Source organism: Gilliamella sp. B2717 (assembly GCF_026536675.1).
Taxonomy (GTDB): Bacteria; Pseudomonadota; Gammaproteobacteria; order Enterobacterales; family Orbaceae; genus Gilliamella; species Gilliamella apicola_I.
Genome location: NZ_JAFNNQ010000002.1, coordinates 153,384 through 166,227, shown reverse-complemented (window position 1 = coordinate 166,227; position 12,844 = coordinate 153,384). Strand labels below are relative to the sequence as shown.

The 12,844-nt window shown below is 35.6% G+C and carries 12 protein-coding genes; 5 read left to right on the top strand and 7 right to left on the bottom strand.

The genetic code is table 11. The annotated features are described in order from the left end of the window. Positions 1-4: 4 nt before the first annotated feature. Positions 5-955 carry a tetratricopeptide repeat protein gene (locus J3U35_RS00825; RefSeq protein WP_267358924.1) on the bottom strand — a complete coding sequence of 317 codons (951 nt, stop codon included), beginning with the start codon at positions 953-955 and terminating at the stop codon, positions 5-7. 426 nt (positions 956-1,381) lie between these two features. Between J3U35_RS00825 and suhB the strand changes: the two genes are divergently transcribed. Further along, positions 1,382-2,185: an inositol-1-monophosphatase gene (gene suhB, locus J3U35_RS00820; protein WP_220216323.1), complete on the top strand. Its 804-nt coding sequence runs from the start codon at positions 1,382-1,384 to the stop codon at positions 2,183-2,185. A 108-nt stretch (positions 2,186-2,293) separates the two neighbouring features. Here suhB and J3U35_RS00815 read toward each other — a convergent pair whose 3' ends face one another. Then, positions 2,294-2,620 (bottom strand): winged helix-turn-helix transcriptional regulator, encoded by a 327-nt coding sequence (locus J3U35_RS00815; protein ID WP_267359024.1) that lies wholly within the window; start codon positions 2,618-2,620, stop codon positions 2,294-2,296. 240 nt (positions 2,621-2,860) lie between these two features. Between J3U35_RS00815 and J3U35_RS00810 the strand changes: the two genes are divergently transcribed. Further along, positions 2,861-5,050, top strand: a complete 2,190-nt coding sequence (locus J3U35_RS00810) for a heavy metal translocating P-type ATPase (RefSeq protein WP_267358921.1) — start codon at positions 2,861-2,863, stop codon at positions 5,048-5,050. Between the two features lie 91 nt (positions 5,051-5,141). Here J3U35_RS00810 and tilS read toward each other — a convergent pair whose 3' ends face one another. Continuing rightward, positions 5,142-6,425, bottom strand: coding sequence for a tRNA lysidine(34) synthetase TilS (gene tilS, locus J3U35_RS00805; protein ID WP_416380666.1), 1,284 nt, complete (start codon positions 6,423-6,425; stop codon positions 5,142-5,144). A 32-nt stretch (positions 6,426-6,457) separates the two neighbouring features. Next, positions 6,458-7,675 (bottom strand): cystathionine beta-lyase, encoded by a 1,218-nt coding sequence (gene metC / locus J3U35_RS00800; RefSeq protein ID WP_267358917.1) that lies wholly within the window; start codon positions 7,673-7,675, stop codon positions 6,458-6,460. A gap of 77 nt (positions 7,676-7,752) precedes the next feature. Here metC and J3U35_RS00795 point away from each other — a divergent pair, with 77 nt between their 5' ends. After that, positions 7,753-8,391, top strand: coding sequence for a 4'-phosphopantetheinyl transferase family protein (locus J3U35_RS00795; protein ID WP_267358915.1), 639 nt, complete (start codon positions 7,753-7,755; stop codon positions 8,389-8,391). A 52-nt stretch (positions 8,392-8,443) separates the two neighbouring features. Here the strand turns inward: J3U35_RS00795 and ftnA are convergent, their stop codons facing one another. Both ftnA and J3U35_RS00785 read right to left on the bottom strand, forming a co-directional pair. Continuing rightward, positions 8,444-8,962 (bottom strand): non-heme ferritin, encoded by a 519-nt coding sequence (gene ftnA / locus J3U35_RS00790; protein WP_267358913.1) that lies wholly within the window; start codon positions 8,960-8,962, stop codon positions 8,444-8,446. A 107-nt stretch (positions 8,963-9,069) separates the two neighbouring features. Next, positions 9,070-9,843 (bottom strand): tyrosine-protein phosphatase, encoded by a 774-nt coding sequence (locus J3U35_RS00785; protein WP_267358911.1) that lies wholly within the window; start codon positions 9,841-9,843, stop codon positions 9,070-9,072. 94 nt (positions 9,844-9,937) lie between these two features. Here J3U35_RS00785 and pepB point away from each other — a divergent pair, with 94 nt between their 5' ends. Together pepB and J3U35_RS00775 are read left to right on the top strand one after the other, a co-directional pair. Continuing rightward, a complete protein-coding gene (gene pepB, locus J3U35_RS00780) occupies positions 9,938-11,230 on the top strand; it encodes an aminopeptidase PepB (protein WP_416380665.1) in 1,293 nt (430 codons plus the stop codon). Between the two features lie 153 nt (positions 11,231-11,383). Beyond that, the gene (locus J3U35_RS00775; RefSeq protein WP_267358907.1) at positions 11,384-11,986 is read left to right on the top strand and encodes a tetratricopeptide repeat protein; all 603 of its coding nucleotides are present in this window, start codon (positions 11,384-11,386) and stop codon (positions 11,984-11,986) included. Between the two features lie 100 nt (positions 11,987-12,086). Here the strand turns inward: J3U35_RS00775 and J3U35_RS00770 are convergent, their stop codons facing one another. Beyond that, positions 12,087-12,650, bottom strand: a complete 564-nt coding sequence (locus J3U35_RS00770) for a peptidylprolyl isomerase (RefSeq protein WP_065558565.1) — start codon at positions 12,648-12,650, stop codon at positions 12,087-12,089. Positions 12,651-12,844 lie beyond the last annotated feature (194 nt).

Genomic DNA, 12,844 nt, shown 5'->3' with positions numbered 1-12,844 from the left:
GTGATTATTGTAATTGGCAGGCGTCTTCATCGCCAGTATTTTGACAAGACAGCTTAAAATAATGTTTAGCTGTGTTAATGTCTTTTTCTCGTCCCAGTCCTTGTTGATAAATAAGACCTAAATAGTATTGTGATTCACCATGATTTTGCTCAGCAGCCAGTTCAAACCATTTTTTGGCTTGCCGATAATCTTGTTTAACGCCGTTTCCGTTAAAATATAGCCAACCTAATTTGAATTGTGACTCAACGTAACCTTTTTTCGCTGCTTTTTCATCTAATTTTCTACCTTTTACGTAATCTTGTTTCAATCCACCTTTTCCAAGATAATAAAAGTTAGCCAAATTATTATTTGAAACAATGGCATTTCCTTTTACGGCTTGTTCATAATACTTTCTTGCTTTGACGTCATCTTGTTTGACACCTCTTCCAGCTTCATACAAAACACCAAGATTTCCGGCAGCAGCTGGTTCTCCATGCTTTAATGCTTTATCATACCACTTTCTAGCCATGATATAATTTTGATTGATTGCGTCATTTTTTAAATTGGATTCGATTCCTTTTGCTCTTGGCTTTTGAGCAATTAAATCATAAAAAAGCCCCATATAAAACTCGCCACTACTGTTACCGTTCAATGCGCCTTTTTCAATCAGTTTTTTTGCTTTATCTAAATTTTGAGTGACGCCTAAACCATTCAAATATAAGGAACCTAAATAAACTGAGGCATTTTCATTATTTTGTTTTACGGCTTTTTCATACCATTGAGCTGCTTTGGTATAACTTTGCTCAACTTCAATGCCTTTTTCATACATATAACCTACATGAAATTGTGCTTCTGCATCATTTTGGATAGTGGCTTTTCTGTACTCATCCTTATAATTAAGTTCTTGATTTTCATCAGCGAAAATGGGGGTGTTCACTGAAAAAAATAAACATAGAATCAATATTAATTTCTTCATCCATTTTTTCCTATTTATAACAATTTATAGCAAATATATTGTATCAAATTACATCGATAATGGTTTATAAGTATCGTCTTTTAATAAAGTTTTATTAAATAAGTTTGTAATATGTGAAAATTATTTAGCAATGCATACGGTGAAAAATCAAAAATAATGTTAGTGATAAGTGAATAATGTGTTGATAGGAATTATTTATGTAGCAGCTAGTCTCTTTGATAAATTATTAACGTATCAAAACATTATTTAATGCGGTGAATTTGGGATGTTGCGTTATTTTTCTCAAAATCAATAATATCGCTGACATTCCCAACATAATCTGGCAATAAGCTTATAAAACCTTTATACTATGCCGTAAATTTTGGTATCACTTTTAAAGTTTGCCAAAACAACCCGTTCTTTAACATCATCAATTGGAAGAAAATTATGCATCCGATGCTTAATATTGCTATTCGTGCTGCTCGCAAAGCAGGTAATGTTGCCATTAAGGCTTATGAAAATCCTAGTTCAATCGAAATTGATACTAAAGGTGCTAACGATTTTGCAACCAATGCAGATCGTGCTGCTGAAGCTTTAATTATTGAAACAATTAAAAAAGCGTATCCAGATCATACTATTATCGCTGAAGAAAGTGGTCTTGCTAAAGGTAGCGATGCCGATACGCAGTGGATAATCGACCCAATTGATGGTACCACCAATTTTATTAAGAATATCCCACATTTTGCTGTGTCTATTGCTGCTCGAGTCAAAGGTAAAACCGAAGTGGCAGTGGTTTATAATCCAATGAGCAATGAATTGTATACTGCTGCACGTGGTAAGGGTGCTCAGCTAAATGGCTATCGTATTCGTGTCAGTAATGCTAAAGATTTAAATGGAAGTATACTGGCAACCGCATTTCCATTTAAAGCGAAACAATATAGCGATAGCTATTTTGCAGTTTTACAAAAATTATTTACTAAATGCGGTGATTTTCGTCGCACTGGTTCAGCAGCATTAGATTTGGCTTATGTGGCAGCAGGTCGTTTAGATGGATTTTTCGAAATCGGTTTAAAACCTTGGGATATTGCGGCAGGTGAACTCATCTTACGTGAAGCTGGTGGTGTCATTACCGATTTTGCCGGTGGTAATAATTATATGGTATCTGGTAATGTTGTGGCTGGTAATCCACGAGTTGTGAAAGATTTATTAGTGTCTACTCAAAACGATTGGCCAGAAAAATTACGTAATTAATTTCTATTATGAACAGCGTTGTAATAACGCTGTTTCCTCTTATTTATTGTTTGTCTTTTTGATCACTAAGGAAAAGTAATTGATGCAAAGCATCTTGTATTAAAATAATTATTGTTTAGTTTGGTCAGCTATTGCTGCCATTGTACAATTGATCTTTAGTCCTTGGCGATTTAAACAATGGCTTCCCCATTGATACATTGCTTCTAGTACAGGTTTAATACTTTTGCCAAAATCTGTTAAGGAATATTCTACTTTTGGTGGGACGACAGGAAACACTTTTCGGTTGATTAATTGATTGGATTCGAGTTCACGTAACTGCTGAGTTAACATTTTTGGTGTGGCGCAAGGAATTTCTTTTTGTAACTGAGAAAATCTTAATGTTTTGTTTGTCATCAGTTTCCATAAAATTAATGATTTATATTTACCTCCAATCATATTGATTGTTGTTTCAACCGGACAGTGAATAACAGATTCCAAGCTTTGCTCGTTGTTATAGGTTTTAACTAAATGATTTTTCACTTAATGCCTCAATAGTATCTTTTTGGATAGTATATATCAAAAAAGTGCATTCTTGTTATTCGAATAATTAGTATTAAAATATTTGTTAAGTAATCAAAAAAATTTGTTGAGAACGTTTTTTAATCTTAACAACCCTCTCACCAAAGGATGCGTCAAATGAAAACAGTTGAATATAATTTTTATGTTGAAGATATGAGCTGCGCATCATGCGTTAGTCGTGTTGAAAAGGCGATTAAAAAGGTTGATGGAGTAATTGATGTTAGCGTGAATCTAGCAACTGAAAAAGCAACCGTTAAAGCAAATTCAAATGTTAATTTAGCAACACTGATGTCAGCGGTAGATAAAGCAGGTTATCATGCGGTGAAAATGACGGATCAGCAAACACATGCAAAAGATACTGAAAAACAAGCATCACTTTGGCCGATTGTGGTGTCCATTTTATTCGCTATTCCTTTTGTTTTACCAATGTTATTAGAGCCATTTGGTTTCCATTTAATGATGCCTGCATGGTTACAATTTATTCTGGCTTCGATTGTTCAATTCGGTCTTGGTGCTAAATTTTACCGAAGTGGTTTTAGTGCTTTAAAAGCTTTCACTGGTAATATGGATTTATTAGTGGCTATAGGTACCAGTGCAGCTTATGGTTTATCGTTATATCAATTAATTACAGGGCATTATGATCATCTCTATTTCGAATCATCTGTTGTAATTATAACTTTAATCTTAGTGGGTAAATGGTTAGAGTCAAGAGCGAAACATCAAACCACACAAGCGATCGAAGCACTTTCAGCATTAAGACCTGAAGTCGCATTAGTCAGACAAGGGGATCACGAAATTAGTTTACCGATTAGCCAAGTTAAAGTGAACGATATTGTCGTGATTAAACCCGGTGAACGTATTCCAGTTGACGGTATTATTATGGAAGGCACATCCAGTAGTGATGAATCGATGTTAACCGGAGAAAGTTTTCCAGTTAATAAAACTGTTAATGATGTGGTCACGGGTGGCACCATTAATGGTGAAGGACTGATAATCGTCAAAACTACCGCTATCCAATCTGATTCAAAACTGTCTAAAATTATTGAAATGGTCGAATCTGCACAGGCTAAAAAAGCACCTATTCAGCGAATTGTCGATCGTATCAGCGCAATTTTTGTCCCAGTCATTTTGATCATTGCTTTGATTACCTTATTGGCTTGGGGAATTATTTATCATGATTGGCAACAAGCATTACTTCATGCCGTTGCTGTATTGGTGATTGCTTGCCCATGTGCTTTAGGATTGGCAACACCCACAGCGATTATGGTTGGCACGGGTGTGGCTGCACGTCAAGGTATTTTGATTAAAGATGCTGAAGCTTTAGAAACCTTGCATAATGTTAACACTGTCGCATTTGATAAAACAGGCACCTTAACAGAAGGTAAACCTGACTTGGTGGAAATCGATGTCGTTGGAACTGAAACACCCGATCAGATTTTGTCACTTGCTGCATCGATGCAAGCTGGTAGTGAACATCCATTAGCAAAAGCTATGTTATCTAAAGCTAAAAAGTATGATTATGCGAAAAATATCACATCAGTAACAGGATCGGGCGTCATGGCAACGATTGATAATACCGAATACTATTTAGGAAGTTTGCGTTGGATGAAATCGTTAAACGCCTATTTTGTAAACATGGATGATAAAATAGATGAGCTAACCAGTAAAGGGTACACTATTTCATTTTTGGCTAAACAACAAGCTGAAGATAGTGTCGTGATACTTGCTTTATTTGGCTTTGCTGATGTGATTAAACCTGAAGCGAGAAATGCAATTGATGCATTACATCAATTGCATGTTAACACTGTCATGCTAACTGGTGATAATCAACAAGCGGCAAATTATGTGGGTCAACAATTAAATTTAGATAAAGTGATAGCCGAAGTGTTACCCCAAGATAAAGCCAACTATATTTATCAATTGCAAAAAGAGAGCCATACCAATACGAATAATCAAGTAGCAATGGTAGGGGATGGCATTAATGATGCGCCAGCGTTGGCGGCCGCTGATATCGGCATTGCCATGGGAACAGGTACTGATGTGGCAATGCATACGGCAAGTATTACCTTAATGCGAGGTAATTTATACCTTATCGCTGATGCTATTGATATTTCTCGTCGAACATATAATAAGATCAAACAAAACTTATTTTGGGCGTTTTTCTATAATTTAATTGGTATTCCATTAGCGGCATTTGGTTTTTTAAACCCAATGATTGCTGGCGCTGCTATGGCTTTAAGTAGTGTTAGTGTGGTGACTAATGCATTATTACTAAAACGCTGGAAGCCAAGAGCAGAAGCAAAATAAAATTAGCTTGTTAACCTTTAACTTAAGGGGCAATGGATGGTGTCCCTTAATGATTTGATAGCTGATTGATAATGAGCAAGTGGCTTATTTCCTAAGTGACACGAAAATCAATTTGTGATCCTTTTCCTTGCTCAGTCACAAACACACCGACAGCGCAAATAAGTTGTTCATTATAATATATCAAAGGGATGCGTGTTCGCATCCAAGGTGGAATATGGTGTTCTTGCCATAGTTTTTTGATTGCTCTTGAGCCTTGACGATTAACGATTTGAAGTTGTCCTTGAGCATGAAAGCGTACGGTAACATGTTCGTCTCTGTTCGGTAGACGACACGTTAAATCATCTTGATAAAGAGCATGTAACTCACCGATATGATCAGGTAAAACTAAAGGCGAAGTCAGATCCCAATTTATGACTTGTTGTTCAGTATCTTTATAAAGTGGCAATAGATAAAGTAAATTTTGATAACGGCGAATTTGCTTATGGTGTAAAACGAATTGCGGATTAGCATCGTTCTTTGCTTGAACAACGGTTTGCCAAATAAGTGCTAGTTGTTTTTGGCTAGGCATCATAACGTGTTGATGTCGTAGCCACATGCGTAAAATGGCATTGCGTTTATATTCTGAATAATCGCGTAATGGCAACAAGCGTAGCTGACCTTGCTGGGTTAATACTTGATGAAAATCGTTAATTAACAGCTCGTTAATTAAAGCTTCTTGTTGTTGGCAAAGCGATGCACTTCGGGCAACCATTTGTGAAAACTGAGGCCAACGTTGATCAATAATTGGCAAAACATTTAATCTAAGAAAATTGCGATCATAATGGTCATCTTGATTACTTTCATCTTCTATCCAAGTTAATTGATGCCAATTGGCATACGCTTCTATTTGTTTACGTGAAATAGTGAGTAACGGTCGAAGGTGTTGATGGCTTTCAACGGGCATAGCTGATAATCCAGACGGGCCACTTCCTCTTTTTAAAGCTAACAAAAACGTTTCGCATTGGTCATCAAGATGTTGTGCTGTGCATAGCATTTCATCGCTTTTCAAATGACGATAAATTGCTTGATAACGAGCATTTCGAGCTTGTTCTTCAATATTGCCTGCCGAGATATCAAGCTTAACCTTTTCAATAATAAAAGGGATTTCCCATTGTTGGCATTGTTGTTGGCAATGGCTTGCCCAATTATCTGCATTTTGACTTAAACCATGATGAATATAAATGGCTCGTACTGCTAAATCAGCTTGTTGCTGTTTCAATTTGACTAGTGCATGTATCAATACACTTGAATCAACCCCGCCACTATAAGCTACCAATAGCTTACGGTGTTTTTTTAAACATGTTGAAATGGTCTGTGTGATGGTTTGATCAATCATTACTTGACTTTGATTATCCATGTTTTTCCTGATTATACTAAGCTTTGTAGTGCATTTGCTTTATGATTATGCTGATTGATTCTTTCTAAACCAGCAGCAAGATCCGCAATTAAATCTTCAGGATCTTCAAGACCGATATGTAATCGGATGAGTGTGCCTGTAAAACTAATACCCGAAACAGGTCTAATTTTAGCTAGTTCTTCCGGTTGATTGGCTAAAATTAATGACTCAAATCCGCCCCATGAATAAGCCATAGAGAAATGGGTTAAATTATCCAGAAAATCGGAAAGTTGAACATCACTTAGGCGATCATGAAGTATAAAAGAAAATAGTCCACTTGCTCCCGTAAAATCACGCTTAAAAAATTCATGTCCTTTACAACTTTCTAATGCTGGGTGATTCACTGTTGCAACTTGCGGGTGATTAGCCAACCATTTTGCTATTTTTAATCCACTTTCATGATGTTGTTTTAATCTGATAGCTAAGGTGCGTAACCCTCGTGCTGCCATATAAGCTGTATCGGCATCGCACATTTGTCCCATTAAATAAGAACGTTCTCGTAGTCTATCCCAGCATCTTTCATTAGCAACCGCGGTACCTAACATTGCATCAGAATGACCAATTAAATATTTTGTGCCTGCCTGAATTGAGATATCAATATCATGATCTAAGGCTTTAAATAATACACCAGCAGCCCAAGTCGTATCCATCATAATGATAATATCAGGATTTACATGGCGAATCGCTTTAACGATGGCCGGTACATCATGCACTTCCATGGTAATGGAGCTTGGCGATTCTAAAAATACGACTTTGGTATTCGGTTTAATATGGTTAGTGATATAGCGACCAACTAAAGGTGAAAAGTAATCGGTTTCGACGCCAAGATCCTTTAAAATATGATTACAAAATTCTTGAGTTGGTTCGTAGCTGGCTTCGGATACAAGGATATGATCCCCGGTTTTTACAAAAGCTAAAATGGCATTAGCAATTGCAGCTGCACCACATGGATAAAGATAACATCCGGCTCCGTCTTCAATTTCAATCATGGCATCTTGAAGTGAAAAGTGGGTTAATGTGCCTCGGCGCCCATAGAATAGTGCCCCTTTGGCTCGATTTTCTGTTGCTTCTTTTTTGGCAGCGACAGTATCGAAGACTAATGAAGAAGCACGCTGAATTACCGAATTTACAGCGCCTTGGGTATAGCGTTTTTTGCGACCAGCATTCACTAATTTGGTTTGTAATGACATGATGTATCCTTAGCTATCTGAGAAATTTTAATAACAGTTAGCATAGCATGCTGTTAAAATAGTAAAAAATAATTTTTATGAATACTGGCTTTTCAATTATGCTAATCGTCCAACTTGCCAATTTAAATACGGCGACAATTAATTATGCGTTGTTATCAGAGAAAATTATCAACGATGCCAATCAGATGAATGGGCAACGTAAAAAACAGTTTTTAATCTGTCGTTCGATATTAGCAGATTTGCTTAATCATTATTGCCATTGCTCTACCTTGCCAACAATCGTAATCGGTGAAAATAGTCGCCCATGTTTTTTAGATCAAACTCTTCCCGATTTTAATATCAGCCATAGCCAAGATAGGGTAGCTGTCGCGATATCTTTAAACGGTAAAGTAGGTTTAGATATTGAACTGGCTCGCCAGCGTAAACACTATTTAAAAGTAGCAGAAAACTTTTTTGATGATGATGAATATCAATGGATGATAGCGCAAACCGATACATTATCGGCTTTTTGGCAATTATGGACGTTAAAAGAGTCTGCTTTAAAGCTGTATGCGAAAGGTGTTTGGCAAATGAAATCTGTGAAAATTGACCTTAATCACCAATTGATTCATGCTCCTTTTGCAAGTCATTTTTATTATCAATATCAGCAGATTGATGATGTCCATTTGGCGGTCAATAGTAGTGTGCCGATAACAAGGTTTATCTTACAACGTTAAAGACGCTAATCTGCCACATCAAAAAATGAAGCAGATTAACATGTTGTATTAATTATTCGTTGGTCGTTAATAAACCTGATTCACTTAACGTTTTGTTAAAATCTTTATCCATAAAGAATAGGTCACGCTTATTTTCACCGACTAATTCTAGTTTATCGACAATGCTTTTGAAGAGTTTTTCTTCTTCATGTTGTTCAGAAACATACCATTGTAAAAAGTTAAATGTCGAAAAATCTTTCTGTGTTAACGCATAATCAACCAGCGCATTAATTGCTTTGGTAATTTTAAGCTCGTGCTGATAAGCCACTTTAAATAATTCAAGTAAAGAAGGATATTGTGATTCAGGGGCTTCAATTTTGCCAATTAAAGCTAAGGAGCCACAATCTAAAACATAATCAAATAAACGCTCCATATGTTGGCGTTCTTCACCCGCATGATCTCTTAAAAACTTTCCGAAAGATGGAAAATTTTGGTCATCACACCAAGCACTCATTTGTAGGTACAGATTTGAAGAGTAAAACTCTAAATTTAATTGCTCATTAAGCTTTTTGACCATTTGATCGGTTAACATTTTTATTTCCTCACATTGCTATTTTATGACTTCACATTTCAATCGATAACATCGTTGATGTGATTATTATTTATGTATAGATTAACTATCTATATCGTTGATATTGTCTAAATTAGATAAAGGTCTTGAAGTACCTTTCTTTTGTTATTATCTAATTGATATTCCTGAGTTAACCAATTATCAATAGTCTGATAACGCTGTTTAATTGCCGTTATTGCGGCGGTTAGGTATGCTTCTTTAGCAGCAAAAATCACTTTTTGATTTTCAAGTTCGGTTGCCGTTAATTGGTTTTTATTCTGGTTAAGAATAGTGTCACGAAAATCTTTTAATAATTGTTCGGTAAGTAGATAGTCTTGCATGACAACGTCTTCACTCACGCCTAATGAAAACAGTGTTAAAGCGACACCAATGCCCGTTCTATCCTTGCCGACAGCACAATGCTGAACTAAGGGCTGCCCATTACCATTTAATAAAATGTCAGTGAGTTTTTGATAAGCAGGATTATTGAAAGGTAATAATTGATAAAGTTTGATCATAAAATCAAAGGGTGACGTTTTTTTAATGGTAAAAATATCATCTTCAATTTCTGAGGTTAAACTGGCTGTCACTTCATCACTTAATGGATTTGCCGGTACATTAATATAGTTGGCATGACGCCATAAATTGTCGGGATAGCGATTGATTTCGTTCGGATCTCGATAGTCTAAAATGTAGTGTAATTTTAATTCATTCGCTAAGAAGTCTTTTTCTTGTTCGCTAATACGTGAAAATTCACCTGCACGATATAATTTTCCTTTACGTATTTGACGTCCATCTTGTGTTTTAATTCCACCTAAATCACGAAAATTAATTCCATTTTTTATTGGTACAGCAGATGTCATAACGAATCCTTATTTATTCTTAACCTGCTTGCTATATTAGCATGTTTCTGATTAGAATTAAGCCATTGTTTTATTTTTATCAATAATTGGAGTTCTGCTTATGTCGATGTTATCTATTTTACTTTCTGAAAAACCTGCACCCTCGCAATGGGGTAAAGATGCACTACTGAGTTTTTCAGATGAATCAATTACCATTCATTATAAAACTGAGCATCGTTTAGGGGCAATTCAACGTGCAGGGCGTAAACTCGATAATCAAGGTATTAAATCGGTTAAACTTAGTGGTCAAGGATGGGATTTAGAAGCTTGTTGGCATTTTTGGTTGGGTTATCGTAATGCAAAAAACAACAATAAAGTCACTTGGGCAAAGCTGGATAGCAAAGATAAGGCAGAATTAACACATCGTCTGGCCATTATTGATTGGTGTCGAGATATTGTTAACCAGCAAGCGGAAACATTGAGCCCACTTGAATTAGCTACGCAAAGTGCCAAACTCATCAGTCAATATTCGACAGACGTAACATACAAAATTATTTCAGGCGAAGCATTAAAAGAGCATGATTATATGGGGATCTATACTGTTGGCAAAGGTTCAGATAGACCGGCAGCGCTACTTGAACTTGATTATAATCCGGGTAAAAATCCAACAACACCGATTACTGCTTGTTTAGTGGGTAAAGGGATCACATTTGATTCTGGTGGTTATAGTTTAAAACCAAGTAGTTTTATGGAGTCGATGCGCTCAGATATGGGAGGAGCAGCGCTAGTCGCTGGTGCATTAGCGCTTGCTATTGCACGAGGCATAAATCACCGTATTAAACTTTATCTATGTTGTGCAGATAACTTAGTGAGTGGTAGCGCTTTTAAACTAGGGGATATTATTTGTTATCGTAATGGTAAAACAGTTGAAATTGATAATACCGATGCTGAAGGTCGTTTAGTGTTAGCCGATGGGTTAATTTGTGCCGATAATGATAAACCACATTATATTATCGATTGTGCAACATTGACGGGTGCAGCAAAAATTGCGGTGGGTAATGATTATCAATCACTACTTTCATTTGATGATAAATTTGCTCAATTGTTATTGGCAAGTAGCGATATTGAGCATGAAGCATTTTGGCGTTTACCGTTAGCCGAATTTCATCGCTCTCAATTTCCTTCATCCTTTGCAGACATGTCCAATTCTGGATTACCTAACACAGCAGGGGCAAGTACTGCAGCGGCATTTTTATCACATTTTATCAAAAATTATCATCAAAACTGGTTACATATCGATTGCTCAGCCACTTTCCGTAAAAGTGCAACTGCATTATGGGCAACGGGAGCAACAGGTGTTGGGGTCAGAACTATTGCTCACTTATTGAGTAAATTAAAAAAAGCATGATTCATTGTTAAGGGATGTAATATCTATTTATTAAAACCGATTAGTTTAATAATTCTTAATAATTTTTGTTATTGCTAATTTGAGTTTTTTTCCTACAATAGGCAGAGTTTAAAATTTGTCAAATGTTTATAATTTAGAGATATAAGGAAAGATATGAAAAAAGTATTTTTTATTTTGTTAACAGTATTGTTTTCAAATGCAACCTACGCTGGCGAGTGTGAGAAATATTGGAATTCAGAAGAGTATGATAAAGCTTTTGATGCTTGCCAAAAAGAAGCCGAACAAGGTGATAAAAAAGCTCAATTTTATTTGGCTCAAGCTTATGAGGAAGGTTTGGGCGTTGAGGGAGATTTCGATAAGGTATTACATTGGGTAACTAAATCAGCAGAACAAGGATATGATCAGGCACAATATTATTTAGCACTAATGTATGATGAAGGTGAAGGTGTTGAAGAAGATGATCAAAAGGCTGTTTATTGGTATAAAAAAGCTGCCGAACAAGGTTTAGTTGATGCTCAATATAATTTAGCGATAATGTATGATGAAGGGGAAGGTGTCGAAAAAAATAAAGAAACAGCTGTGTTCTGGTATAAGAAAGCAGCGGAGCAAGATTCGCCAGAAGCGTTAAATAATTTAGGTGTCATGTATTACAATGGTGAAGGAGTAGAAAAAAATAGACTGTTAGCCATTAAGTACTTTAAGAAAGCCTGTAGTCTTGGCATAGATGAAGCTTGTGATAATAAAAGCTTGCGATAATATAAAACAAATAGAACTAATTAAAATATGTTAAAACTGAACTGTCTTAGATCATTAAGACAGTTCTTTTGAATAAATGAAGTAGAATAAATAAAATCATTTATTCTGTTATGATAATTGCTTTTTTAATATAAATTGGCTCAATCGGTACATTTTGATGTGGGCCCATCCGTTTAGTTGGCACATTGACAATTTTATCAACAACATCCATTCCTTTTATCACTTTTCCAAATACTGCGTAACCATAATCTTTGGATGGATCGTGGTTGAGAAAATGATTATCGACAACATTAATAAAAAATTGGCTCGTTGCACTATCGATGACTCCGGTTCTGGCCATTGCGATCGTACCACGCACATTTTTTAATCCATTATCTGCTTCGTTTTTAATTGGGGCATTTGTTTCTTTAAATTTTAATTCACCGTCTGCTCCACCACCTTGAATCATAAAATTAGGGATCACACGATGAAAAGTGGTGTTTTCATAGAAACCACTTTTAACATAATCAAGAAAGTTTTTGGTCGTAATTGGTGCATGCTCATTGTCTAATTCAATTTCAATATCCCCCATACTGGTTTGCAACAATACTTTTGTATCTGCTAATGCAATGGGTGAAAGTAAAATTAAGCACAATGCGATGATTAATGATCTGATTTTATTCATTATATTTGTTCCTTAGTCCATTTGTTTGTTGATTATACCGAATATAAAATTTATTTAAATAACAATTGTGCAAAATACAAAAAAATTTTGTGAAATAGTTCGAGTTATTGTTTATTTAATATTTTTCAACATGTTAAACAAGATATTATAAGTAAGTTTTTGCATTTGAGTACTATTTTTATGGCTGAAAAAAG

Coding starts and splice junctions, on each gene's coding strand:
- J3U35_RS00810 (WP_267358921.1), top strand. CDS start 2,861: ATGAAAACAGTTGAATATAATTTTTATGTTGAAGATATGAGCTGCGCA.
- metC (WP_267358917.1), bottom strand. CDS start 7,675: ATGTCATTACAAACCAAATTAGTGAATGCTGGTCGCAAAAAACGCTAT.
- ftnA (WP_267358913.1), bottom strand. CDS start 8,962: ATGTTAACCGATCAAATGGTCAAAAAGCTTAATGAGCAATTAAATTTA.
- J3U35_RS00775 (WP_267358907.1), top strand. CDS start 11,384: ATGAAAAAAGTATTTTTTATTTTGTTAACAGTATTGTTTTCAAATGCA.
- tilS (WP_416380666.1), bottom strand. CDS start 6,425: ATGATTGATCAAACCATCACACAGACCATTTCAACATGTTTAAAAAAA.
- J3U35_RS00825 (WP_267358924.1), bottom strand. CDS start 955: ATGAAGAAATTAATATTGATTCTATGTTTATTTTTTTCAGTGAACACC.
- J3U35_RS00770 (WP_065558565.1), bottom strand. CDS start 12,650: ATGAATAAAATCAGATCATTAATCATCGCATTGTGCTTAATTTTACTT.
- suhB (WP_220216323.1), top strand. CDS start 1,382: ATGCATCCGATGCTTAATATTGCTATTCGTGCTGCTCGCAAAGCAGGT.
- J3U35_RS00785 (WP_267358911.1), bottom strand. CDS start 9,843: ATGACATCTGCTGTACCAATAAAAAATGGAATTAATTTTCGTGATTTA.
- J3U35_RS00795 (WP_267358915.1), top strand. CDS start 7,753: ATGAATACTGGCTTTTCAATTATGCTAATCGTCCAACTTGCCAATTTA.
- J3U35_RS00815 (WP_267359024.1), bottom strand. CDS start 2,620: ATGATTGGAGGTAAATATAAATCATTAATTTTATGGAAACTGATGACA.